Annotated in this window: 19 protein-coding genes, 2 tRNA genes and 1 pseudogene; 6 read left to right on the top strand and 16 right to left on the bottom strand. The window is 75.2% G+C overall.

All coding sequences use genetic code 11. The features are described from left to right. Positions 1–76: 76 nt before the first annotated feature. The 3 genes from ACZ51D_RS23825 to ACZ51D_RS23815 form a co-directional block, all read right to left on the bottom strand. Positions 77–150, bottom strand: a tRNA-Lys gene (locus ACZ51D_RS23825). 68 nt (positions 151–218) lie between these two features. After that, a complete protein-coding gene (locus tag ACZ51D_RS23820) occupies positions 219–776 on the bottom strand; it encodes a bifunctional DNA primase/polymerase (protein WP_465663477.1) in 558 nt (185 codons plus the stop codon). Between the two features lie 115 nt (positions 777–891). After that, positions 892–1,248, bottom strand: a complete 357-nt coding sequence (locus ACZ51D_RS23815; RefSeq protein ID WP_465620555.1) for a hypothetical protein — start codon at positions 1,246–1,248, stop codon at positions 892–894. Positions 1,249–1,488: 240 nt separating this feature from the next. On the opposite strand from ACZ51D_RS23815, the gene ACZ51D_RS23810 reads away from it, so the two are divergent. Continuing rightward, complete coding sequence (locus ACZ51D_RS23810) at positions 1,489–1,800, top strand: hypothetical protein (protein WP_360497147.1); 312 nt, start codon at positions 1,489–1,491, stop codon at positions 1,798–1,800. A gap of 12 nt (positions 1,801–1,812) precedes the next feature. Here ACZ51D_RS23810 and ACZ51D_RS23805 read toward each other — a convergent pair whose 3' ends face one another. The 3 genes from ACZ51D_RS23805 to ACZ51D_RS23795 are packed head-to-tail and all read right to left on the bottom strand — an operon-like array spanning position 1,813 to position 6,058. Next, a complete protein-coding gene (locus ACZ51D_RS23805; RefSeq protein WP_465620559.1) occupies positions 1,813–3,204 on the bottom strand; it encodes an AAA family ATPase in 1,392 nt (463 codons plus the stop codon). Next, positions 3,204–4,832, bottom strand: coding sequence for a hypothetical protein (locus tag ACZ51D_RS23800; protein WP_465663476.1), 1,629 nt, complete (start codon positions 4,830–4,832; stop codon positions 3,204–3,206). Before ACZ51D_RS23800 ends, ACZ51D_RS23805 begins: the two co-directional genes overlap by 1 nt. Continuing rightward, positions 4,829–6,058, bottom strand: coding sequence for a hypothetical protein (locus ACZ51D_RS23795; RefSeq protein WP_465663475.1), 1,230 nt, complete (start codon positions 6,056–6,058; stop codon positions 4,829–4,831). The genes ACZ51D_RS23800 and ACZ51D_RS23795 overlap by 4 nt, the downstream gene beginning before the upstream one ends. Positions 6,059–6,255: 197 nt before the next feature. Here ACZ51D_RS23795 and ACZ51D_RS23790 point away from each other — a divergent pair, with 197 nt between their 5' ends. Beyond that, the gene (locus ACZ51D_RS23790) at positions 6,256–6,912 is read left to right on the top strand and encodes a histidine phosphatase family protein (protein ID WP_465620562.1); all 657 of its coding nucleotides are present in this window, start codon (positions 6,256–6,258) and stop codon (positions 6,910–6,912) included. A gap of 121 nt (positions 6,913–7,033) precedes the next feature. Here the strand turns inward: ACZ51D_RS23790 and ACZ51D_RS23785 are convergent, their stop codons facing one another. Continuing rightward, on the bottom strand, positions 7,034–8,653 hold the full coding sequence (locus tag ACZ51D_RS23785; protein ID WP_465663474.1) for a tetratricopeptide repeat protein: 1,620 nt from the start codon (positions 8,651–8,653) through the stop codon (positions 7,034–7,036). Positions 8,654–8,913: 260 nt separating this feature from the next. On the opposite strand from ACZ51D_RS23785, the gene ACZ51D_RS23780 reads away from it, so the two are divergent. Together ACZ51D_RS23780 and ACZ51D_RS23775 are read left to right on the top strand one after the other, a co-directional pair. Then, entirely contained in the window at positions 8,914–9,429 is a 516-nt protein-coding gene (locus tag ACZ51D_RS23780) for a hypothetical protein (protein ID WP_360497164.1), read from the top strand. A 289-nt stretch (positions 9,430–9,718) separates the two neighbouring features. After that, positions 9,719–10,624 carry a spermidine synthase gene (locus ACZ51D_RS23775; protein ID WP_360497167.1) on the top strand — a complete coding sequence of 302 codons (906 nt, stop codon included), beginning with the start codon at positions 9,719–9,721 and terminating at the stop codon, positions 10,622–10,624. A gap of 213 nt (positions 10,625–10,837) precedes the next feature. On the opposite strand, the gene ACZ51D_RS23770 is transcribed toward ACZ51D_RS23775, so the two are convergent. The 5 genes and pseudogenes from ACZ51D_RS23770 to ACZ51D_RS23750 all read right to left on the bottom strand — a co-directional run. Continuing rightward, positions 10,838–11,776 (bottom strand): hypothetical protein, encoded by a 939-nt coding sequence (locus tag ACZ51D_RS23770; protein WP_465620568.1) that lies wholly within the window; start codon positions 11,774–11,776, stop codon positions 10,838–10,840. Between the two features lie 110 nt (positions 11,777–11,886). After that, entirely contained in the window at positions 11,887–12,333 is a 447-nt protein-coding gene (locus tag ACZ51D_RS23765) for a DUF4442 domain-containing protein (protein ID WP_360497173.1), read from the bottom strand. Between the two features lie 148 nt (positions 12,334–12,481). After that, positions 12,482–12,557 (bottom strand) — tRNA-His (locus ACZ51D_RS23760). A 157-nt stretch (positions 12,558–12,714) separates the two neighbouring features. Then, a complete protein-coding gene (gene orn, locus ACZ51D_RS23755) occupies positions 12,715–13,317 on the bottom strand; it encodes an oligoribonuclease (protein ID WP_360497176.1) in 603 nt (200 codons plus the stop codon). 734 nt (positions 13,318–14,051) lie between these two features. Beyond that, a pseudogene (locus ACZ51D_RS23750) lies at positions 14,052–15,182 on the bottom strand (helix-turn-helix domain-containing protein); the annotation flags it as partial. Positions 15,183–16,186: 1,004 nt separating this feature from the next. On the opposite strand from ACZ51D_RS23750, the gene ACZ51D_RS23745 reads away from it, so the two are divergent. Continuing rightward, a complete protein-coding gene (locus ACZ51D_RS23745; RefSeq protein ID WP_465620573.1) occupies positions 16,187–16,987 on the top strand; it encodes a GNAT family N-acetyltransferase in 801 nt (266 codons plus the stop codon). Between the two features lie 57 nt (positions 16,988–17,044). Here the strand turns inward: ACZ51D_RS23745 and ACZ51D_RS23740 are convergent, their stop codons facing one another. After that, positions 17,045–18,160, bottom strand: coding sequence for an HAD family hydrolase (locus tag ACZ51D_RS23740; protein ID WP_465663473.1), 1,116 nt, complete (start codon positions 18,158–18,160; stop codon positions 17,045–17,047). 731 nt (positions 18,161–18,891) lie between these two features. On the opposite strand from ACZ51D_RS23740, the gene ACZ51D_RS23735 reads away from it, so the two are divergent. Next, entirely contained in the window at positions 18,892–19,431 is a 540-nt protein-coding gene (locus ACZ51D_RS23735; protein ID WP_465663472.1) for a universal stress protein, read from the top strand. Between the two features lie 212 nt (positions 19,432–19,643). Here the strand turns inward: ACZ51D_RS23735 and ACZ51D_RS23730 are convergent, their stop codons facing one another. From ACZ51D_RS23730 to ACZ51D_RS23720, 3 genes are all read right to left on the bottom strand, one after another. Beyond that, entirely contained in the window at positions 19,644–20,834 is a 1,191-nt protein-coding gene (locus ACZ51D_RS23730; RefSeq protein WP_360497184.1) for an acyl-CoA dehydrogenase family protein, read from the bottom strand. 184 nt (positions 20,835–21,018) lie between these two features. Further along, positions 21,019–22,011 carry a hydroxymethylglutaryl-CoA lyase gene (locus ACZ51D_RS23725; protein WP_465663471.1) on the bottom strand — a complete coding sequence of 331 codons (993 nt, stop codon included), beginning with the start codon at positions 22,009–22,011 and terminating at the stop codon, positions 21,019–21,021. Beyond that, positions 22,008–24,308, bottom strand: coding sequence for an acetyl/propionyl/methylcrotonyl-CoA carboxylase subunit alpha (locus tag ACZ51D_RS23720; RefSeq protein WP_465663470.1), 2,301 nt, complete (start codon positions 24,306–24,308; stop codon positions 22,008–22,010). Before ACZ51D_RS23720 ends, ACZ51D_RS23725 begins: the two co-directional genes overlap by 4 nt. Positions 24,309–24,418: the final 110 nt, after the last annotated feature.

Genomic DNA, 24,418 nt, shown 5'->3' with positions numbered 1-24,418 from the left:
CGGTCCGGTCCGTTTCTCCCGAGGCCGGAAATGCCGGAAGGCCCCTCGCTTTCGCAAGGGGCCTTCCGGCTGTCGGTGCGCCGCCAGGGACTCGAACCCCGGACCCGCTGATTAAGAGTCAGCTGCTCTAACCAACTGAGCTAGCGGCGCCTGCTGACAGAGAAGACTGTAGCAGCGCCGTGCGGCCGAGCCAAAATCGAATACCGGTCGCTCCGTGTTCACCCGCCGGTCACGACGGCCGCCCCGGCGGGCACCGGTACGCCCGGCTCGCGCGCCGCCCGGACGCAGGCCCACAGCACCACCGAGGCGCCGGGCAGCCAGGGTTCCCGGTCCTCCGGGGCGACGATCCACCGGCCGACGCCCTGGCCGGGGGAGTCCGGGCTGTTCACCATGCGCTGCAGTGGCGGCACGGTCACCGCGTCGCCCTTGCCGTGGCACAGCAGCGGCGGCACGTCCCGCGCCCACTCCTCCCAGGCCAGCAGCCGGCGCAGCCGGGGTGCCGCGCCCGGCTGGACGAACAGCAGGGTCCGCCCCCGGTAGGCCGCGACCGGGCCGCAGCCCGGGCCGGAGGCCCACAGTTCGTCCAGCACCCGGCGGCCGAACAGCGCCGGCATGCTGATCACGTCGAAGGCGCGCCCGCAGGGCAGCACCGAGGGCGCCCACGGGCGGGTCTCCCAGAGGGCGCGCATGCTGCGCGGGTACTCACTGGCGGAGGCGAGCCAGGCCTCCCCGGCCACGCTGACGTACTCCACCGACTGATGCGTCCAGATGTCCACGCACAGCAGCGTGCGCCGTGTGTGCCCCCGGCACGGCGGAAAGCGCGGTTCGCCGGACAGGGCGGCGGGGACTCGCGTACCCTCCGCCGCTGGCATATGCCGGAGGCCCGGGAAGTCAGTCCTCGTGGCGGCGCGGCTGGAGCAGGGTGCGGCCGTACTCGATCATCTTGGCGGCGTAGTCCGGGGTCCAGTCCGCCCGTACGGCGACGTCGGCGTCCGACAGCGCGTCGAACCGGCGCGGATCGGCCAGCTGGGCGGCGGCGACCGCCTGGAAGTCGGTGGCCCGTTCGGCGGCCGCCCGGAAGGCCAGGGCCAGCTCGGTGGAGCGGCGCAGCAGCTCCGCCGGGTCCTCGATCGACTCCAGATCGAAGAATCGTTCCGGCTCCGGTTCGGCGGACTGCGGCTCGAACAGCAGCTGCGCCGGACGCACGCGCCTGGTGGGCTCGGTCGACTCTGTAGGGGAGTCGGGCATGGACGGACACCTCCGGGGTCTCGATGGGGCGGGCGGAGCTGCTCCGGGCTGCGCCGCCCGGGTTGTGGCCGTCGTCCATTGTCTCGCGGCGGCGGCCGGTAACGGAACGGTGCGCGTGCGGGCGCTATTCCCCGGCGCGCGCCGGGGGGCGTGCCTCGTGCGCCGCGTGACCTGGTCGTATGCGAATCGGTTGGCAGGGCGTTCGGTCGTACCAGCCACTCACAGAACCGGGAGATCCGCATGCGTATGCGCAAGGTCCTGCCCGTCGGCGTCCTGCTGGCCACCCCCGCCCTCCTCGGCCTGGCCTCGGCGGCGCCGGCCTCCGCCGCCGAGACGGCGAAGGTCGTGGTCGGGCAGCCGAGCAACCCCGGCGGCTTCTCGACGGCGACCTGCCCGAGCGGCACCCACCTGACCGGCGGCGGCTACCGGCTCCAGCCCGACGCGGAGGGCCCGGTCCGCGCCAACGGGCCGACCCTCGACGCGACCGGGTGGAGGGCGCAGGCCGAGCGGGGGTCCGTCGTGGCCTACGCCGTCTGCGAGACCGAGGACTGACCCGCCGGCCCGCTAGCGCAGGTGGACCCGGTGGCCGCTCAGGTGGTGCAGCACCTGGTGGTTGGCCTCCCAGCCGTCCGGGAAGGCCACCGGGACGCCCAACTGCACCGGCTCGGTCGCCGGGTGCTCGTCCAGCAACTCGGCGATCCCGGCCCGCGCCACCACGATGCAGGCGTGCCGGTGGCGGGAGGCGAGCACGCAGAGCCGGCCGGTCTCCAGGTGGAAGGCGGTCGCGTCCGGGCGGCCGGAGAGCGGGTGCAGCACCACCGTGACGTCGTACTCGCGGCCCTGCAGCCGGTTGGCGGTGTCCACCGTCACGGCGGGCCCGGCCGCGCCGTCCACCGGGACGCCCGCCTTGAGCAGGGCCGCGCGCACCGCCGCCGCCTGGTCGCGGTGGGCGGTGCCGACGGCGATCCGGTCCGCGGTGAGCGGTGCCTCGCCCTGCTCGGAGTGCGCGGTCAGCCCGCGCTCCAGCAGCCGGCGCACGGTCGCCGCGACCGCCGCCACGGCCTGCGGGTCGGTCCGCACGGTGTGCCGGGCGGGCAGCTCCAGCAGCGCCCAGCCGTGCTCGGCGGCCCGGTCGATCGCCGCGTCCAGCGCCGAGCCGTCGGGGCGGACGGCGGCCGTCAGCCGGCGGTCGTCCGGCCCGGTGCCGGAACGGAACGGCGTGTACGGGTAGAAGGCCCGGGAGATCAGCGGCGCAGCGCTGGCGGGCAGCCGCCAGGAGACCGGCAGCCGGTGCGGCTCGATCTGCGGGTTGTGCGCCAGCAAGGTGACCACGGCGCTGCCGGACGGGTCGTACGACAGGCCGGCCCACTGCGCGGTTCCGACCACCGTGAACGGGTCCAACTGGCCCGGGTCGCCGACGAACAGCGCCCGCTCGAACAGCCGGGCCACCGCGAGCAGGGCGTCCGAGCGCATCTGGTACGCCTCGTCGACGATCGCGTGCCGCCACGGCGCCTCGGCCCGCACCCACTGCCACTTGGCGGAGGTGGAGATCACCACGTCGTGCTCGACCAGGTCGGCGACCTTGTCGGAGGGTGTGACGTTGGCGTGCTTCAGCACCTCCGGACCCGGACGGGAATCCGCGGCGTGCAGCCGCCCGATCGTCAACTCCGGCGCCTTCTCGGCCAGTCGGCCCACCAGGTCGTCCACCTGGCCGTTGGTCTGGGCGACGATCATCAGCCGCTCACCGGCCTCGACCAGCTCACGGGCGGCCCGCACCACGAGCGTCGACTTCCCGGCGCCGGGCGGGGAGTCCACCACCACGCCGCGCGGGGCGCCGACCGGCGGGCGGACGGTCGCCGCCAGGATCCCGGCCACGGCGGCGTCGGCGGCCGCGCCCGGGGCCTGCTGGGGCGTCGGCCGGGCTGTCGGGCCCGGCTGGGGGGTCGAGATGGTCATCACTCCCACTCCTCGAAGGCGGACGGGGCGGCGGCGGACGGGCCGGGGACGGACGGGCCGGGGACGGGCGCGGCGCCGGGCGGGCCGCCGTGCGTCCAGGGGGTGTCGTCCGGCTCGGGCAGCGGCGCGGACTGGCGGACCGTCAACTCGAACAGGGTGAAGGTGACCGGCTCGCCGGGCTCGGGCAGGCTGCCCGGCTCCGGCTCCTTCCTGCGGCCCATGCCGGACAGCACCCGCAGCGTGACGGTGCCCTCGGCGGTGTCGACCGCCACGATCTCGGCCTTCTGCGCGGACGGGCCGTGCACCCGGTACGCCTCCCGGCCGAGGTCCGCGTGCGGACGGTCGGCGGTGCGCAGAGTGACCAGCGGGCGGGGCTTGGGGGAGCGGCCGGTGGTGTCCCAGTCCGGCACCACCTCGGTCACCACGCCGCTGAACGCCTCACCGGCGAGGCGGTGTTCGGCCATCGCCAGCGGGTCGTCCAGCGCCTCCTGGACGTCCAGCCGGGCCTGCTCGCGCTCGCGCTGGGCGAGCTTGCGGGCGGCGGTGACGGCGTCGTCCTGCCGGGGCTGCGGCGGCTCGCCGGCCGCCAGACGGTCCCGGTGGCCGGTGAAGGACCAGCGGTCGGCGGTCCAGCGCTCCTCCAGGTGGCCGGCCGGCGGCAGCTCGCGCAGCAGGTCCAGGCCCTGCCAGACGTCCCGCCAGGTGGGCAGCAGGACGGCCGTCAGCGCCTCCTCCAACTGCCCGACCGCGGCCCGCACGGCCGCCCGGGCGCGCTCGGCGGCGGCCTCGTCGCGCTGCTCGGTGCTGTGCTGCAGGGCGCCCACGGCGGAGTCGTAGCGGGTGATCGCCGGGGCGAGCACGGCCTCGTCGAAGCGGGGGTCGGTGGCCGGGCCGGCCGGCGGGTGCAGCAGCTGACCCCGGTCGTCCCGCGCGGACTCGGCCAGCTCGGCCGCCTCGGCACCGGTCAGACCGGGCGGCGGGCGGTGCCAAGCCAGCCGGGCCGCCAGGTGCTGGTCCTCCAGGTGGCTCTGGCCGGTGGCCCAGTGCCGGGCCAGCAGGCCGGTCATCGGCAGCAGCAGACCGGAGCCCGGCACTTGGGCGCGGTCGGTGAGATGGGTCAGCCAGCGGCCCAGCAGCGGCACCCGGACCGGCGCCGGGTAGGGGCCCGGCTCGGCGTCCTCGGCGGTGCGGCGGAAGCGGGTCGAGCGGCCGATCAGGGCGAGGTGCTGCACCCCCGCGCCGTTCGGCACGACCAGCTGCGGGGCGTCCGCGCACAGCTCGCGGAACACCTGGGTCTTCTCGCCGGTCTCCGGGTCCTTCTCGGAACCCTCGACCTGCTCGACGTCGTCGGCGAAGGACTCCAGGTAGGGCAGCAGGTCGGCGGCCAGCGCGGCGAGGAAGTCGAACCGCAGGGTGCGGTTGAGCGGCTGCGGCACCAGGTGCAGCCGGGGCGCGTCCCGGTCGGTGCCCAGCATCACCGCCAGCGGCGCGCCGGCCTCGCCGGCCGCGGTCAGCGGGACCAGCACCATCGGGCGGTCGGACAGGTGCCGGTGCCGGACGGTGGCCAGCGGCTCGGCCCGGCCGCTGCGGACGGCCTCCAGCCGGGCCAGGGTGGTCAGCAGACTCATGCGCCCGCCTCGCTGCGCTCGTTCATGCGTTGATCGCCAGCCAGGGCCAGGGCCTCCGCGCGGAGGGCGGCCGCGTAGGCCAGGCGCTCGGCGGCGTCGTCCGTAGCGCCGGTCTCGGTGCCGGAGGCTGCGGCCAGCGCGCCGGCGACCGTCCGGATGCTGCCCAGCTCGCCGCGCACGCCCCGGCCGAGCTGCTCGACCCGGTCGCCGCAGCGGGCCCGGGCTCGGCAGTGGAAGCCGAGCTCGCAGGTGGAGAGGCAGTCCGGGCTGTACGCGGCGGGCACCGCCTCGACCGAGGCGGTCAGCCGCTCGGTGGACCGCGTCGGCGCGCCCGCCTCGTCGGACGCCAGGTCGAAGTCCGCGTCCGGCGGCAGCGCGTCCAGCAGCCGGCCGATGCCGGTCATCCGGCTCAGCTGGCGGCGGGTGGTGGCCAGCTCGCGGCGGACGTCGACGGCGACCGCGGTCGGCCGGTTGCCGAAGTCCTTGGGGCAGACCAGCAGCACGCTCGTCCGGGGGCTGCCGGGCAGCCGCTGCTCGGTGTACGGGTCGCCGCTCAGGGGCACCCCGGCCGCCGCGGCGGCGGCCTGCTGGAGTGCCAGCACGTACACGGCGGCCTGGCGGGCGGCGGCGCCGACCTTGGCCGGGTCCGCGCTGCCGTCGACCACCGGGAAGGACTTGATCTCGACCACCGTGCACCGACCGCCGTGCACCACGAGCGCGTCCGGCTCCAGGTAGGCGGTGCTGCCGGCCACGTCCAGGCGCAGCAGCGGGTGGTCGAGCAGCGTCCAGGCCTCCGGGTCGGCGGCGGCCCGGGCCAGCGCCTGGACCGTCCGTTCGGCGCGGACGGCCGGGCCGGAGCGCTGCAGCAGGTCCGGCACCTCCAGCGGGGCGTGGCCGTCCGTCGGGACGTCGAGGTGGCGGCGCAGCGGCTCCAGCAGGGCGGCGTAGTCGTCGGCCTTCAGCCGGGACTCGAAGATCACGCCGCGGGCGATCGCGAAGGGGGACTGGCCGAAGGGGGCGGGGCGGCCGAGCCGGGCGGCCAGCGCCGATTTGTCGATCCCGGCCGCGTCGAGCACCGCGCGGCGGTGGCAGCCGGGATTGGCGGCGAGCGCGGCGAGGGAGCGGGCGTTCAGGCTGCGCTGCGGGGCCGGTCCGCGCAGCTCGGCGAGCCGCTGGGCGAGCGGCTCAGCGGACCCGCCGGGCGGGACGTTCGTCGAGACGTTCATGGTGCGGCCCAGTGTCGCATCCGGGTCCGACAACGCGGTGCGGACCGGCCGCCGGGCGACGCGGCGGGTGGCCGGAACCGGTGCCCGCGGCCACCCGCACCGGCCCGCGATCGTGGCCGCAACCCGGGTGGGGGATCATGGAGCCCGGTGCTCAAGGGTGAGACCGACCGTTGCCGCCCCGTTGCGAGGAGCCCCCCATGCCCGCCCGAATCGTGCTGGTCCGCCACGGCGAGACCGAGTGGTCCGCCACCGGCCGCCACACCGGCCGCACCGACATTCCGCTGACCGAGGAGGGCCGCGCGATGGCCCGGGCCCTCGGTGCCCGCCTCGCCAAGGCCCCCTGGAACGGGCTGCCGGAGGCGCTCGTCTACACCAGCCCGCTCGGCCGCGCGAAGGAGACCTGTGCCCTGGCCGGCTTGGGCGATCGCGCGGTGGATCGTCCGGAGCTGATGGAGTGGGACTACGGCCTGTACGAGGGCCGCACCGGCGTGGACATCCGGGCCACCGACCACCCCGGCTGGCTGATCTGGCGGGACGGCGTGCCCGGCGGCGAGAAGCTTTCCGAGGTGGCGGCCCGGGTGGACGCCTTCCTCGCCGACCTCAACCAGGAGCACGGCGTCCCGGAAACGGACACCACCGTGATGCACTGCGCCGACCGGGACGTCGTCCTGTTCGCGCACGGCCACCTGCTGCGCATCCTGGCCGCCCGCTGGCTGGGCCTGCCGCCCGAGTTCGCCCAGCGGTTCAAGCTCGGCACGGCGGCGCTGTGCGTGCTGTCCTGGGAGTACGGCGCCCCGGCCGTGGAGATCTGGAACGACCTCTCCCACCTGGACGGGCTGAACGCCGGGCACTGAACGCAGGGCACTGAACGCAGGGCACTGAGCGCCGGGCCGCGCCGTCCTGCGCCGGCTCCCGGCGCGGGCACTGAACGCCGGGCACGGACGCCCGCGGCGTCCCCGGGCGGCGGCCGCTGGCCTAGGCGGCGGCCGCCCGGTCGTACTCGGCCAGGAACCGGCGCACCTCGGGCACCGCGGCGTGCGGGCGCAGCCGACCGGCGGTGTCCGCCAGCATGCTCCGGATCCGGGCCGAGCGGACGTCGGCGAACAGCGCGACGGCGGACGAGCCGTGGTGTGCGGCGCCGGCCACGTCCCCCCGGCCGAGCCGGTCGTGGGCCAACTCGGCGGTGTACAGCACCCGGTTGCGGACGAATTGCGGCTTCTGCAGCCTTATGGCCAGCCCGGCCTGCTCGCTGGCACGGTCCCAGTCGCCGAGCGCGGACCAGCACTGCGACTGGAGGCCCGCGATCTCGGCCTCGCCGAAGAAGGACATCCACTCCGGATCGGCCTCGGAGGGGCCGTGGTCGAACAGCGCGTACGCCCGGCCGAGCGCGCGTTCGCAGGAGGTGCGGTCCTGCAGCACGGCCCAGGCGCCGGCCTCACGCATGGCCAGCAGGGCGAGCAGCCGGTCGGAGCCCAGCTCCCGGGCGGCGACCTGCCCGGCCTGGGCGGCGCGCAGCGCCTCGCGGGGGCGGCCGGCGTCCCGGGCGAGGAAGGCACTGTTGCAGAAGACGTGCGCCTCCAGCGCGGAGTCCCCGGCCATCCGGGCGGTTGCCAGCGCTTCGGCGTAGAGCGAGCGGGCGTCCGCGAGCCGGTTCGAGTCGTGCGCCAACCAGCCCACCGAGATGGCGAGTTCGCCGGCTCCGGCCTGCAGTCGGCGTTCCGTCTCGGCGCTGTACTCGCCCTCGTTGAGCAGCACGTACGCATTGCGCAGCGACTGCCCGGCGAGCTCGTACAGGGCGTCGGCGCCGTGCGCGTCGTCGGCCAGCCGGATGTCCCGGACGGCCTGTTCGACACCGAAAACCTCGGCGGCGCCGACCCGCCGCAGCGGCGGCACCGGCCCGGGTCGGCCGGGCACCAGGGGGTCGGTCGAGAGCAGCGACGGTGCGGCGAACTCCGCACCGGGAAGGGTGCCTTGGCTGGTGAGCACACCGGAGGCACCGTCGGCACCGGCCTGTCGACCGGCGGCCACGGCCGACCGGTCGATGCCGATCACGGAGGCCAGCGCGGTGGTGCCGCCGGCCAGGAACGTACGGCGACGCACGTCGTCGTTCTCCTCGTCGAGATAGGGCGATCCATCGAGCCCCCGGGGCACCGCGCCAGGGCTCGGCCACGGGGGGCCGTACGGAGCGGTTGGATCCGCGTACGGCGAGGCAGCGTACGGGAGTTGAGTGGAGAGTGGTGAGCGCGGGGCGGGCAGGGGCGGGAACGGCGGGTGGAGCGGAGGCGGTTCGGTCCGTCCGCCGCCGTCCGCCGAGCGGCGGCGGACGGCGGCCCGGGGGGCGAAGCCGAGGTCTTCGAGCGTGTGGCCCGGCCACATGTGCCGGAAGACCCGCTCGTAGGCGTAGTTGGGGCAGCGGATCTCACCGGACTCGACCCGTCCGACGTAGCGTGCGTCGCAGGAGACGTGCTCGCCGATCTCGCGCGCGGCCCGGCGTACCGCCATGGCGAACTCGCCCGGCGAGCGGTCGCCGCGCAGCGCGCGCATCACGGTGTTGGGGAACGGTCGGTTCGGCTTGGCCGGTGGGGTGGCTGCCATGGCGCCGAGAGTACTCGGAGTCACCGACCGGCCACATTGGGTTGGCGGGAGATGTGCTGACAATCCCGGGCAAAACAGGCGATGTTGCGGGATATCTGCCATGAAATGCCATGCCTTGCTGTAAGGCGCCCCGTGGCCTCAGGTGCATCCTCCGCGTTGTCCTGATACGTGGAAGCCCAGGCCGTCGCCCCGGCCCGTCCCAGCCCGGTGGCCCCTCCGGGCGGCTGTGCTTCCGGATCCGACGAGGTACAGGAGGGCCCATGATGGCCACCGGACTGCCGCAGCACCGACCCGTCGCGGGGGGCGTGCTCGCCGGCGCAGCCCCCGCCCTGCTGCCCGACCCCGCCGACGACCGGATCCCCGGCCGGGGCCCGGTCGAGGGCGGCCGCGCCTCCTGCGGCGGCCCCCGGCGTGAGCGCGCTGTCCCCGACGAGGTCACCCTCGTCACCGCCTGCGACACCGTGACGGTCGCCCTGCGGCACGGCCTGGAGGCCGTCGACATCCTGAGACTGCGCCGCGCCTGCGGGGCCGTGCTGCAGAGCCGCAACGGCAGCACCCTCTCCTTCCTCGTCCCGGCCGGCGCCTGGGAGACCTGGCACCTGCCGGGAAGCTCCTGTACGGCCGGCGCGCTCGTCCCCGCCGCCACCGACCCGCGCTGGGTGATCCCACCCGCCGGCTCCGGCTGCACCGCCCGCCCCACCGACGCCTGGGTACTCCGCTCCGCCCTCTGCGAGGCCGCCTGCACGCTCACCGCGGGCGGCCTCGGCCCGTTCTAGCGGGCGTGCCGTGCGGATCCCGCCGGGCCCGCGAGCACCGCTCGCCCCGCCGGCCGGGTCCCCGTGGCGCGCCCTTGAGCGGGGCTGTATCGCCGTGGTGGCGACTGGTGCCCCGCGCCGGCCGAGACAGGTCCCCCATGCCTGCGGCGGCAGGTGCCCCCGCGCCTGCGGCGGCAGCTCCCCCCGCGCGCCTGCGGCGGCAGCTCCCCCCGCGCGCCTGCGGCGGCAGCTCCCCCCGCGCGCCTGCGGCGGCAGCTCCCCCCGCGCGCCTGCGGCGATAATGGCCCCCATGGGACGAAGCAGCAGAGCCGCGCGCGGCAGCGAGACGGCGGTCACCACCGGCGTGGGCGGGCGCACCCACGCCCAGGGGCCGCTGACCCGTCCCGTCGGCTCCGGCCTGGCCGAACTGCGGCCCGACCGAGACCGCCCGGCCGCCTGGTCGCTGCTGATCGACGGCGCCCCGCAGTCCCTGGTCGACCTCGCCGACCCCACCCACCTCGGCTTCGAGTACCAGCGCCGGCTCGGCCACCTGATCGACCTGGTCGCCCCGCCCGGCCGCCCGCTGACCGTCCTGCACCTGGGCGGCGGGGCCCTCACCCTGGCCCGTTACGTCGCCGCCACCCGGCCGCGCTCCCGCCAGCAGGTCGCCGAGATCGACACCGCGCTCACCGAACTCGTCCGCGCCGAACTGCCGTTGGAGCGCGGCTGGCAGATCAAGGTGCGCGGCGGGGATGCCCGCAGCGTGCTGGAGCGCACCCCCGAGGGCAGCGTCGACCTGGTCATCACCGACGTCTTCTCCGGCGCCCGCACCCCGGCCCACTGCACCACCGTCGAATTCACCTCGCTCGCCGCCCGCGCCCTCGCCCCCGGTGGTTGGTACACCGCGAACATCGCCGACGGCGGCGCCCTCCCCTTCGCCCGCTCCCAGGTCGCCACCCTCGGCGCGGTCTTCCCCGAGCTCTGTCTGATCGCCGACCCGGCCGTCCTGCGTGGCAAGCGCTTCGGCAACCTCGTACTCGCCGCCGCCCACACCCCCCTCCCGGCCGCCGACCTCACCCGTCGCGCCGCCTCCGACTCCGCCCACGCCCGCGTCGAACACGGCCGGACCCTCGGCGACTTCGCCGCCGGAGCCACCCCGGCGACGGACGCCACGGCCGCGCCGTCCCCGGAACCGCCGCCGGGCGTCTTCCACTGACGGACGGCGGTCGCTGTTTCCGCAGGCAGGCACCCCGAGAGAAGGCCCACCATCGGCGGAACGGTGCCGGCAGGGCCGGTTCGCGGGCGCCATCGCGCTCCCTGACGGCCGTAAAGCCATTGGCAGGCGACCGAGTTGCTCGCGGCCGCCCGTTCAGTGCCCGCCTGTTGAGTGCCCGCCTGTTCAGTGCCCGTCTGTTCAGTGCCCGTCTGTTCAGTGCCCGCGCGGCAGCCCGCGGTGCTTGCACATGGCCGCCCCGGTGAGCAGCAGCCCGGCGGCGATGGGGGCGAGGACGGCGGTCGCGGTGGCGGAGCCGTCGGCCACGGCGGTCACCGTGGCGGTGTCGGCGACGACGAGCGTCTCCGGCGTCCCGCCGGCGCCCGGCACGGCGACCGCCGTGGCAGGGCCTGTGGGGGCCGGCGCGCGTTCGGGGTCGGCGGAGGTCCCGGCAGGGGTGTCGGCCTCGGACGTCTCCGGGGCCGGCGGAGCCTCCGAGGCCTCGCGCTGCCGCGGAACGGTGGAGCGGGTGGTGCCGGGCTGCGGCCGCTCGGCGGAGGGCAGTCCGGTGGGCTCGCCTTCGCGGGAGGCGCGGGCCTCGGCGGGCCGGGCCTGGGCGGGGACGGTGTCGAGCAGGCCGGAGGCGAGCGCGAAGGCGTCGGGCACGGCGGCCCGCTGGCCGGGCAGGGGCAGGCCACCGGCCCGGATCTGCTCCTGCAGGGTGTCGCCGACCGTCCCGGGGGCCCCTTCGACGGTGCCGCCGCCGGAGACTTCCCCGGCGAGCCCGGGAGAGCGGCGCGGCGCCCCGCCCGTCGACGGCCCCGGCCCGACGGGGTGTTCGGCTGACTGGCCGTCGAGCGCTGGTCCGTCGAGCGCCGGTGCATCGAGTGTCGGCCCGGCGGGCGCCGGTGCGCCGTACGGGGCGTGGTGCGCGGCGGGTCGGGCAGGTTCCCGCGGTGGGTCGGCGGACGCCGCGTACGCGCCGGCTGCGCCGAGGCCCCAGAGCTGTGCGAGCAGGGCGCCGGCGGCCGCGACGGCGCGGGGGCGGGGCAGCCAGCGGGCGATCCCGCGCCGGTCTCCGGCGATGCCGCGCCGGTCTCCGGCGACGCCGCGGGGGACGGGTTCCTGGGGCTTGGTCGCGTGATTGGCTCGCACGTGAGTTGAGAACGAGCGGACGGGCGGTGAGGTCACGCCCAACCGTCACGGACAGTCATCGTGCGAGCGGCCCCGGGGCGGCGTTCCCGGGGCCACCGACCGCGCGGCGGTCAGGAGTTGGGACGCAGGGTCCAGGTGACCGTCATCACACCGGTGACGGCGCCGTCGGCGCGGGTGATCTCGACGGTGACCGGGAACTCCGGTCGGCCGCCGGCGTCCAGCTCGGCGACGACGTCGGCGGCCGGGCGCCCGAGCACGGCGGTCGCGGTGACCTCGCCCATGGCGAGCTTCTTGTACGCGATCTCGGCGTTCACGGCCAGCGGCACGGCCCGGGACAGCTGGTCGCCGAAGGCGGCGAGCACGATGCAGCCGCTGGCGGACTCGGCGAGCGTGAACATCGCGCCGGCGTGCGGGCCGCCGACGTGGTTGTGGTACGCGGGCTGGTCGGGCAGTCGGAGCACGGCGCGCTCCGGGGTGGTCTCCAGGTACTCGAGCTTGAGGGTGTGTGCCATCGGCACGGTGGCGTCGAGCATCTGGCCGATCGTAGGTGTGGTCATGGCGACGATGTTACTAGCCGGTAGCTTCCGGCGGCAGGGGCCGAACGGAAAAGCCGGGCCACCGGGCGCAGTTGAAGGAGCGCGAAACAGGGGGAACGCGAAAACGCCCGAGGGGCCGACCTCTTGAAGAGATCGGCCCCTCGGGCTCTGGGGTGAGTGACGGGACTCGAACCCGCGGCCACCTGGACCACAACCAGGTGCTCTACCAACTGAGCTACACCCACCATCTGTCCGGTCCGTTCCCGCTCTCGCGTTCCCGTTCCGACAGGAAGAACTCTACAGGATCCGAGAGGGTGCTCGCGCCAGGGTTTCGTTCCGACGGACGCGGGCACCCCCGCGGACCCGCAGCGGGTGCCCGCCGGGCGTCCGCTGCTCCCGGGATCAGCCGGTGGGGGCCTGGTACTTCCCGGCGATGGCACGCGCGGTGTCGGCGTCCGGGCCGGGCTGCGGGACGAACACGGCCTCGCGGTAGTACCGCAGTTCGTCGATGCTCTCCCGGATGTCGGCGAGCGCCCGGTGGTTACCGCCCTTCGGCGGGCTGTTGTAGTACGCCTTCGGGTACCAGCGGCGTGCCAGCTCCTTGATCGAGGAGACGTCCACGATCCGGTAGTGCAGGTGCTTCTCCAGGGCCGGCATGTCCCGGGCCAGGAAGCCGCGGTCGGTGGCCACCGAGTTGCCGCACAGCGGCGTCTTCCCGGCCTCCGGCACGTGCTCGCGCACGTACGCGAGTACCCGCTCCTCGGCCTCGGCCAGGGTCACGCCCTGCTCCAGCTCCTCCAGCAGGCCGGAGGCGGTGTGCATCGCGCGCACCACCTCGGGCATGTTCGCCACGGCCTCCGCCGGCGGCCTGATGATGACGTCCACACCCTCGCCGAGGATGTTCAGCTCGGAGTCCGTCACCAGCACCGCGACCTCGACCAGGGCGTCCCGGTCGAGGTCGAGGCCGGTCATTTCACAGTCGATCCATACCAAACGGTCATTCACGCAACTCACCCTACGGCGCGATCACGTGCCGCGGGGACCGGTGGAGCCGAGCGGGGTGCCGCGGCGGTGGCTTCGGCCTGGTGCTCCTCCGCCCCGTCGTGCGTGCCGCGGCCGTCCGCGTGCTCGTCCTCCCGGCCGGTGCGGACCGGGTGTCCGTCCCGGCCGGGACGGGCCTCGCGCGCCGCCCGGGTGCCGTCGCCCGCGGGCCGAGCGCCCTGGGCACGGACCTGCGGCGCCCGCGCCTGCCGACCGCGGAGCTCGGCCGCCCCTGCCCCCGGCGTCGGCTGCCCGGCGGGTGCCGGCGTCCGTCCGGCGGCCGCGCCGTGACCGCGCCCGGTCGCACCCGGCTCGTCCGCGGGCCGCTCGACCGCGCTCCGGTGCCCCTGGCCCTGACCGCGCGCCCCCGGCTGGGGCAGACCGTCCTCGGCCGCCGCGTGCTCGGCGGTGCGCGGCGGACGTCCCGCCCCCGCACCCGGCCCGGCCTGCGGCGGCACCAGCGGCGGCCGCATCGGACCGCGCCCTGCCGCACCCTGCTGCCCGGGGTGCGCCTGCTGCGCGGCCTGCTGGTGCGGGTACGGCTGACCGGCGCGGGCGTGGAAGGCCTGGGCGGCCGGTGTCCCGGCCTGTCCCGGACCGAACCCGCCCGGCTGGCCGTGGCCGACCGGCTGACCGTGCAACGGCTGCCCGTGCGGACCGACCGGCAGCGGAGCCCCCGGCCCGGCCGGGAACGGCTGCGCCGACTGACCGCCGGGCGCCCCGCCGAACAGCGGACCGCCCGGCGCCGCGCCGGCCGCCGCGTGCGACAGCGCGCCGGGCAGCCTCAGGTCGCCGCCGTGCGCACCGGTCGCCGTGGGCTGCTGCTGCCCGGGGCGGCGCGCCCGGTAGCTGGTCCGGTACGCGGCCGGGGAGACCCCGAGCTGACGGCGGAAGTGCCCGCGCAGCGCTACCGGCGAACGGAACCCGCACCGGCGCGCGACGTCGTCCACCGACAGCTCCGAGGTCTCCAGCAGCCGCTGCGCCTGGAGCACCCGCTGAGTGATCAGCCACTGCAGCGGCGCACTGCCGGTGAGCGTGCGGAACCGCCGGTCGAAGGTGCGCCGGCTCATGTAAGCGCGAGCCGCCAGCACCTCGACGTCGAACTGCTGGTTGAGGTTCTCCAGCGCCCAGGTGACCACCTCGGCCAACGGGTCGTTGCCGATCTCCTCCGGTAAAGACTGATCGATGTACTGGGCCTGTCCTCCACCGCCGCGGCGGCTGGGCACCACCAGGCGGCGGGCCAGCGCGTTGGCCGCCTCGGCGCCGTGGTCGCTGCGCACCACGTGCAGGCACAGGTCGATGCCGGCGGCGGTGCCGGCCGAGGTGAGCACGTCGCCGTCGTCGACGAACAGCTCGCGCGGGTCGACGTGCACCCGCGGGTAGCGCTTGGCCAGCGTCGGTGCGTACATCCAGTGGGTGGTCGCCGGGCGGCCGTCGAGCAGGCCGGCGGCGGCCAGGACGAAGGCGCCGGTGCAGAGGCCGATGATCCGCGCGCCCTCGTGGTGGGCCTTGCGCAGGGCGGTGATGGCCTCGACCGGCGGGGGCTGCGAGATCGACCGCCAGGCCGGTACGACGATCGTGCCGGCCCGGGCGAGGGCCTCCAGGCCGTACGGGGCGGAGAGGGTCAGGCCGCCGGTGGTGGCCAGCGGGCCCTCCTCGCCGGCGCAGACCAGCAGGCGGTAGCGGGGCACCCCGGCGTCCTGGCGATCCACGCCGAAGACCGACAGCGGGATGGAGCTCTCGAAGATCGGGGCACCGCCGAAGATCAGCACCGCGACGGTCTCCCGGCGGCGCCGGCCCGACAGCTTGCGCGGGGCGGCGGCCGTCACCGAGGCCGGGGAGCCGTTCGCACCGGGGCCGCCACCGTGGCCCAGCGGGCCGTGGCCGGCGGCGCTGCCGAGCGCGAGGCCGCCGGGCGGGCCGCCGACGGCTCCGGAGGCGCCGTTCAGGCCCGGCGCGCCGCCGGGGTAGGCGGGGTGGCCGGCGTAGCCGGAGTGGGCGGGATGGCCGGGATATCCGGGGTACTCGCCGCCGTAGGCCGGGGCGTGGCCGACGAGGCCTCGGCTGACGGGGTGTCCGGCGGTCGGCTGTCCGCCGCTGACGGGGTGTCCGGTGGCGTGTCCACCGGCGTGTTGCCCACCGGCGTGCTGCCCGCTGACGTACTGCCCGCTGCCTGGTTGGCCTCCGTGCGGGGCCGCCGCGCCGTGCTCGACGGCGGGGGCCGCGCCCGGGCCGCCGACGGCGGAGTGCGCTGCGGGGTACGAGGGATGCGGGGCAGCGCCCGAGCCGCCGGAGGTGCGGGTGGTGGCGGCGATCGCGGAGGTGCCAGTGCTTCTCGCGGACCGACCTGTGGTGCCGGCCAGCGCCTGGCCGCTGTCAGGACCCGCGTCGCTCCTGCTCACCCTGCTCAAGGCGCTCAAGCCCCCTCGGTGGTGTGGTGTGGGTGGTGCGGCACTGCTAGCCAAGATCGAAATCTATCGGGTGGACCATCACCGTTGTGACAAGTTCACCATCCGACGCTATGTCGACATGGCAATTTGGCGTGATGCATTCGATCACGAAGCGTGGCACCCGTCGACCTTTCTGGGAAGAGGGCCGAGGCAACGGTGGCTGGTTGTCGCAGGGCCGCTCCTGGGGCGTCCGGCCCCCGTGCGCCCGATCGGCGGGTCTGGACTGCGGATTTGCCCAAGCGGGAGGGATCGGCGCGAAATTGACCGAAAATCGGCGGTGCACAAGAGGGCGCACGGGCATGAGTCGTGCGCCTCCCAGGCTTCATCCGGCCAAGCCTGATGCGGGAGAACCGTTATCCGGACTGCCGGGTTACGGTCCTGCCGTGAACACCAACAGCCGGCTCGAACGGGCCAACGACAACGCTGCCGCCTTCTGGCTCGCCCAAGCCCGCGTGCACGGCTGGCGAACCCGTGTCCTCCCGGGCCTGACGGCGGTCCGCTGCGCCCGTACCCCGGACGATGCGCACCGCGTCGTGGTGACCCGTCCCTACACCGAACCAGGTTCGGTGGAAAAGGAATTGGCGGACCTGCTGGACGACTGGGCGACCATACGCTTCACCCTGGAGGACCCGTACGGCGGGCTCGACCTCTCCCGCTTCGGGGCCACCCGGATGCCGATTATGCCGGTGATGGTCCGGGACCCGGGCCCGGTCGAAGGCGTGACGACCGCCCTGCCCGCGGGCCACGAGGCGCACGGGGGCGGAACCCTGACGGTCGATGAGGCGCCGGACCGGGACAGCTTCGCGCTGGTCGAACGGGCGATCGTGGAGGGCTTCCCGCTGCCCGCCCGCCAGCCGTGGGTCCGCGGCGACGCGCTCCCCGAGCAGCTGCTGGGCGAACCCGGGTGGCGGGCGTGGCTCGGCCGCGTCGACGGCGCCCCGGCGGGCACCTGCCTCACCTACGACGACGGACGGGCCACCGGCGTGTACTGGGTCGCCACCCTGCCCGACTGGCGGGGCCGCGGGGTGGCCAGGGCCGTCGTGCAGACCGCCCTGGTCCACGCACACCCGGACCGCCCGGCCACCCTGGTCGCCACCTCGCTCGGCGAACCGCTCTACCGCAAGCTCGGGTTCGTCGAGCAGGCCCGAACCTGCTGGTGGAGCCGCACGTCGGCGGAGGGCTGACGGGCGGGGCGCCCGGCCGGCACCCGGCCGTCGCAGGGGCGCCGTGCCGCCGGGACGCTACCGGGCGACCGCTGCGACCGCTGCCGAGGCCGCTGTGAGGACGGCGGCCGCGGTGGGCTTTGCGGCGAAGGCAGTTCGAGCGGGCGCGACCCCGTCGGCCGCCGTACGGAGGGGCGTCGGAGGTACGACCGGGGCGGCCCCGCGGTCGTCCGCGCCCGTGTCCGGTGAGGCGCTCGCCGGTGCCCCGGAGACCGCTCCGGCGCCGGAGCGGGCGTCGGCGATCACGGCAAACCCGCCGGATCGGTTTCGGACACCGGACGCGGCTCCGGCACTCGAAGCGCCGCCCGCCCCGGCGTTCGCGGGAACGGGCGCACCGGGGCCCTCCGGGGCGGCCGCCGTCGGGCGCGCGCCGGACCGTGCGCCGAGCGGCGCCGCCGCCCGCACCGGCACCCCGGGAGCCCTCCGCCGTGCCGACCCGCCGGTGCGGATCCCCGGCCGGGGCGAGGGCGCGTTGCGGGCGGCGAGCACCTGGCCGACGGCCTCCGGCAGCCCGGCCGCCTTCAGCGTCGGCCGGTAGCCGATCTCCGCCCACGGCCGGCCGTGGTGCAGCCAGACACTGCGCAGTCCGGTCAGGTCGGCCCCGGCGATGTCGGCGGGCGCGTGGTCCCCGACCATCCAGGTGTGCGCGGCCCAGTCCCCGGTAGGCGCGATGCCGCAGCGCTGGGCGGCAATCTCGAAGATCAGCGGGTCCGGCTTGACGCAGTCGGCCTCCTCGGAGATGACCCAGCCGTCGACCAGCGGCCCCAGCCCCGTCCGCCGGATCTTCTCCAACTGCGGCCGGGTACCACCGTTGCTGACGATCCCCAGCGTCCACCCGGCCGCCCGCGCCGCCCGCAGCGCCTCGACGTGCCGGGGCGGGCAGTGGATGTGGGAGTTGATGCCGCGTCGGTAGTGGGCGAGCAGGAAGTCGGCGGAGACGTCCAGGCCGTAGCGGCGCCGGACCGCGGACAGTACGGTGCTGCGCGGTACGTAGCCGCCGCCGTCGAGGGTGACGAACCAGTCGAGGTCGCCGGGCGGCAGGTCGTGTTCGGACAGGAAATCCTGCGCCCAGGCCCGGAAAGCGGCGTCCCGGGGGAGCAGCGTGTTGTCGAGGTCGAACAGGAGCAGGGGCATGTCGAGCATGGTGCCAGCGCCCGCGCCTATGCATGTGGCAAATGCCAGAGCGCGTCGCGAAGCCGTACGAAGTGGCTGAATCGGGCTCCGGCACCTGACGTACCGATCCCGCGCGGGGCCGGGTGCGGGTGGTGTACGGGCAGGCCCGTGGGGCGGGCGGGACTGGTGGGGCGTAACGGTTCGCGACGTGTCGCAACGGATCGTCGCCGATCAATGACAGTCCGGTCACGGTGTCCCGCGGGCCTGTTGCGTCGCCCGGTCCGCTCAGTCAAGCTCCAGGGAACCTCCTTTCCGGAGGGGGCGCGATGGCCTGCGGGCAGGGCGCACTGCCGCGGCGGGCGCATCCCTCCTTCGCGGGAACAACGTCGCTCCGGGGCTTCGCCGCTGGGCTGGGCCCCGTGCCCGTCGTACTCTGAAAGGAACAGGTCACATACGGTGCTGCGCGGTGCAGACCGACGTCATCCCGTGGGCGGGCCTGCTGCCCGGGCAGCGTCGTCCTCTCCTGTCGGCCCCTCTCCATCGAAGAGCCGTGAGCCATGGCTGGTTTTGAGCCTCCCCGACCGGTTGAACCGGACACGCCCCGCAGCGCGGGCGCCGCGACCGGGGGAGATGGCGTCCAGGGCCTCGGACGCGCCCTGCGCGGCCTCGCCCGCCGTGGCAACCTCGCCCGCCGTGACCGCTCAGGGCCCCGCCAGCGGCGTGGCGAGCCCCCGGCCGACCCTGCGTCTCCGGTGACGGGCCGCCTGGGCCCGGGCGCGGAGCGTCCCGAGGCGGCCTCCGGCGCGGCCGACGCGTTCGGCGGGCGCACCGAGCCCTCGGCGCAGGACACTTCCGCGCCGTCTCTCGACCCGACGTTCCAGCACGGTGTGGTGGTCGGCTTCGACGGCTCGCTGTCGAGCGAGCGCGCCCTCGCCTACGCGGTCGGGATGGCGCGCCGTTCGCAGTGCGGCCTGGTGATCGTGCACGTCGCCAACCGTCTGCCCGCCACGGTCTGGGCAGGCTGTGAACCTCCCGTCTTCGTCGACCTCCCCGACCACCGGACCGAGGTCCTCGGCCTGGAGCTCGCCTGCGCGGACTTCCTCGCCGGGGTGCCGTGGATCCTGATCGAGCGCGGTGGCGACATCTGCCACGAGATCGAGGAGGTCGGCCGCGAGTACGCCGCAGACGCGATCGTCGTCGGCACGACGCACGGCCTGCTCGGCAAGATCTTCGGCTCGGTCTCCGGACGGCTGGCGCGGCGGGCCAACCGCCCGGTGATCGTGATCCCCTGAGGGGTTCGCCCGAGGGTTGTTCCGGTCGTCTCCTCCTGTTGCCTCCTCCGCCGTGGCCCGCTCCGCAACACCGGTTGCGGAGCGGGGCGTTGACCCGGAGGGCTCGGCTCAGGACGTGACCGCAGCGACCACGACCGTGACGGTCACGACCGCGACGGCGACGTGACGGTCACGAAGGTGCCGTTGCGACCGCGCCGGTCACCAGCGTGCGGTCACGAGGTGACGCCGAGCTCCCGGGCGATGAGCATGCGCTGGACCTCGGACGTGCCCTCCCCGATTTCCAGGATCTTGCTGTCGCGCCAGAATCGGGCGACCGGGAATTCGTTCATGAAGCCGTACCCGCCGTGGATCTGGGTCGCCTCGCGGGCGTTGTCGACGGCGGCCTCGGACGAGTACAGCTTCGCGATCGCGGCCTCCTTCTTGAACGGTTCACCGTGCAGCATCCGGGAGGCGGCGTCCCGCCAGGCCAGGCGGGAGGTGTGGGCGCGCAGCTCCATGTCGGCAAGCTTGAACTGGATGGCCTGGTTGGCGCCGATCGGCCGGCCGAAGGCCCGGCGCTCGCCGGCGTACTTCACGGACTCGTCGACGCAGCCCTGGGCCAGGCCGGTGGCCAGGGCCGCGATCGCGATGCGGCCCTCGTCGAGGATCCGCAGGAACTGGGCGTAGCCTCGGCCACGCTCGCCCAGCAGGTTGGCCGCGGGAACGCGGCAGTCGGTGAAGGACAGTTCGCGGGTGTCGGATGCGTTCCACCCGACCTTCGAGTACTTCTTCGAGACCTGGAACCCGGGGGTCCCGGTGGGCACGATGATGGAGGAGATCTCCCGCGTGGGCGAGCGGAATTCGCCTTCTTCACTCGAACGAGCGATCGGTTCGGTGAGCGCGGTGACGGTGACCAGACCGGTGATGTCGGTGCCGGAGTTGGTGATGAAGCACTTGGTGCCGTTGATGACCCACTCGTCGGTGGTCTCGTCGTACCGCGCGGTGGTGCGGGTGGCCCCGGCGTCCGAGCCGCCCTCGGGCTCGGTGAGGCCGAAGGCGCCGAGGAGTTCGCCGGAGGTCAGCCGGGGCAGCCACTCGCGCTTCTGCGCCTCCGTGCCGAAGCGGTAGATCGGCATCGCGCCGAGCGAGACGGCGGCCTCCAGCGTGATCGCGACCGAGGAGTCGACGCGGGCGAGCTCCTCCAGGACGAGGCCGAGGGCGAAGTAGTCGCCGCCCATGCCGCCGTACTCCTCCGAGAAGGGCAGGCCGAAGAGCCCCATCCGGCCCATCTCGCGGACGATCTCGTAGGGGAACTCCTCCCGCTCGTAGAGCTCGCCGATCTTCGGCGCCACCACGTCCTGGGCGAACTCGGCGACGGTGCGCCGGAGTTCCTCGTACTCGCTGCTGATCCGGTGGTCGAGCATGGTGATGATCCTCCTGATGCCCGGCCGGGCCGGCCGCGGGCGTGAACGGGACGACCGGGCGTCCGTCTGACGATCCGACGGTCGCACGGTGTGATTGAGGGATGAGCGGTGCGGGACGGGCGTGGTGCGTGGCGCCGGCCGGATCGTACGGGGCGCGGCCGGCGCCGGAACGGGGGCGGGGCGGTCAGCCCCGGGCGGCGCCGAGCAGCGCCTGGACGGTGCGGGAGGGGCTGGGGCGGCCGAGGCGCTCGGCCATCCAGCCGCTGGTCGCGACCAGGGCGCGCAGGTCCACGCCGGTCCGGATGCCGAGCCCGTGCAGCATCCAGACCAGGTCCTCGGTGGCCAGGTTGCCGGTGGCGCTCTTCGCGTACGGGCAGCCGCCCAGGCCGCCCGCCGAGGCGTCCACCGTGGTGACGCCCTCGCGCAGCGCCGCCAGGGTGTTGCTGAGCGCCTGGCCGTAGGTGTCGTGGAAGTGCACGGCGAGCCGGTCGGCCGGGACCCCGGCCCGGGCGAAGCCGGTCAGCAGGGCGCTCACCTGGCCCGGGGTGGCCACGCCGATGGTGTCGCCGAGGCTCAGCTCCGAGCAGCCCATCTCCAGCAGCTGCACGCCGTAGCGCACCACCTGCGGGACCGGGACGGGCCCCTCCCACGGGTCGCCGAAGCACATCGAGAGGTAGCCGCGGACCGCGACCCCGGCCTCGGTGGCCCGCGTCACGACCGGGCGGAACATCGCCATGGCCTCGTCCGCCGAGCGGTTGAGGTTGCGGCGGGCGAAGGTCTCGGTGGCGCTGGCGAACACCGCGATGTCGCCGGCGCGGTGGGCGAGCGCGCGGTCCAGGCCGCGCTCGTTGGGCACCAGGACCGGCAGCCGCAGGCCGGGGTGGCGCTCCGGCAGGTCGGCGAGCCTGGGCATCAGCTCCTCGGCGTCGGCCAGCTGCGGCACCCACTTCGGGTGCACGAAGCTGGTGGCCTCGACGGTGCGCAGGCCGGCGGCGGCGAGCCGGGCGATGAACTCGGCCTTGACCTCGACCGGCACCAGGGCGCTCTCGTTCTGCAGGCCGTCGCGCGGACCGACCTCGTGGATCCGGACCTCCTCGGGCAGGCCGGGGGCGCGGACGGGGTCGGGCAGGCCCAGGTCGAGGGCGTCGGGCTCGTGGGCGGGGGCGGGGGTGGTCATGACCGCACCTCCGCGGGCTCGGCGGGGGCGGCGGCCGCTCCGGCCGCGGGTCCCCCGGTCGGGGCCTCCTCGACCGGGGTGACCACGACCAGCAGGTCCTCCATGGCGACGGTGGCGCCGGCGGTGGCCCGCAGTTCCGCCACCACGCCGTCGTGCGGTGCGGCGATCACGTGTTCCATCTTCATGGCCTCCAGCACGAGCAGGGGCTGGCCCTTGCGGACCGTCTCGCCCGCCGTGGTCTTGACGACGGTGACGGTGCCGGGCATCGGGGCGGTCAGGGCGCCGTGGTGGGCGCCGGCCCCGGCGGCGCTCTCGACGACCGGGTCGTAGGCGTGCAGCGGCCAGGCGTCGCCCTCGATGCCGAGCCAGGTCACCGGTCCGGCGGCGAGGCCGGGGGTGGCGTCGGTGGCCAGCGAGAACGTGGTCTGCAGGCCGTCGACGGTCAGGTGCAGCCGGTCGCCGGCCAGGGTCGCGCGGGCCCGGTGCACCGGGCCGTCGCCGAGCCGGAGCTCCACCTCGCGGGTGAGCCCGGCGGAATTGTCAGTGGCATCGACTACGTTGCTCGCAGTGATCGAACGGATGCGCAGCGAGACCGGATCCTGGCCGGGGGTACGGAGTCGGTGGGTGGTCCAGGCGGGGGTGCCGCTCAGGCGCCAGCCGGAGGGAAGGGAGAACGGGTCGGTCCAGCCGCCGGTGGTGGCGGTCGGGGTGAGTTCCAGGTGCCGTGCCAGCGCGGCCGCGTAGTAGAGGAGGTGGGCGGGCGACGGCGGTTCGGCCGCTGCGGCGTCGGTCCCGTTCCCGGGGTGGGCGGGCGTCGCGGCCTCGGCCGGGGCGCTCGCGTTGACGGGGGAGTACGGCGCGGTGAGCAGGGCCGGCTGCTGCTGGGCGGTCTGCTCCACCAGACCGGTGTCCAGTCGGCCGGCGACGACCTCGGGGTGTGCGAGGAGCCGGCGCAGGAACCCGGTGTTGGTGGTGACGCCCAGGATGCGGGTGTCGGCCAGCGCGGCGCGGAGCCGGCGCAGCGCGGTCGGGCGGTCGGGCCCGTACGCGATGACCTTGGCGAGCATGGGGTCGTAGGCGCTGGTGACGACGGTTCCGGGGGCGACTCCGGAGTCGACGCGGATGCCCTCGCCCCGGGGCTCGTCCAGGGTGAGGATGCGGCCGCCGGTGGGCAGGAAGTCCCGTTCCGGGTCCTCGGCGCAGATGCGGGCCTCGATGGCGTGGCCCAGGAAGGAGATGTCGGACTGGGTGAAGGAGAGCGGTTCACCGGCGGCGACGCGCAGCTGCCACTCGACCAGGTCGAGCCGGGTCGAGTCGGGGCCGACGGCGACGGCGAGTTCGGTGACGGGGTGTTCCACCTGGAGACGGGTGTTCATCTCCATGAAGAAGAAGTCCCGCACCCCGTCGTCGGCGGTGGCGGAGGCGGGGGCGTCCGGGTCGATGCCGGGGACGATGAACTCCACGGTGCCGGCCCCGGTGTAGCCGCAGGACTCCGCGGCGCGGACGGCCGCGGCGCCCATCGCGGCGCGGGTCTCGGCATTGAGGAGAACGGAGGGAGCCTCTTCGATCAGCTTCTGGTGGCGGCGCTGCAGACTGCACTCGCGCTCGCCGAGGTGGACGGTGGTGCCGCGGGCGTCGGCCAGCACCTGCACCTCGATGTGGCGCGGCCGGTCGACCCAGCGCTCCAGCAGCAGGGTGTCGTCGCCGAAGGCGGTGCGGGCGACGCGGCGGGCGGCGGCGATCTCGGTGGGCAGGTCGGCCCGGTCCCGCACGAGGCGCATGCCCTTGCCGCCGCCGCCGGCGGACGGCTTGAGCAGCACGGGGTAGCCGATCTCGTCGGCGGCGGCGACGAGCTCCTCGTCGGTGGGCGCGGTGGCCTGGCTGCCGGGGACCACCGGGACGCCGGCGGCCCGGACGGCCTCCTTGGCGTTGATCTTGTCGCCCATCAGCTCGACCGCACCGGGAGGTGGTCCGATGAAGACGAGGCCCGCGTCGGCGCAGGCGCGGGCGAAGCCGGCGTTCTCGGCGAGGAAGCCGTAGCCGGGGTGGACGGCCTGGGCGCCGGTGCGGCGGGCGGCGGCGAGGATCTGGTCGGTCCGCAGGTAGGTCTCGGCCGCCGAGCTGTCGCTGCGGTCGGCCGGGCCGAGCCGGACCGCGACGTCCGCCTCGCGGACGTGCGGAGCGTCGGCGTCCGCGTCGCTGAACACGGCGACCGAGCGGACGCCGAGCCGCCGCAGGGTGCGGATCACCCGGAGGGCGATCTCGCCGCGGTTGGCGACCAGAACTGTGTCGAACATGGGAGGCGTTCCTCCGGGTCGAGGGGAGCCGTACGAAGGAGGTGGCGGGCGGTCGGGCGCCGGCCCGGTTCCGGACCGGCGCCGTGGACGTCACACCCGGAAGGGAGGGG

This window comes from Kitasatospora sp. NPDC033851 (assembly GCF_055576085.1).
Note: the sequence above shows the minus strand (reverse complement) of the source record. Positions and strands in the feature narration are given on the sequence as shown.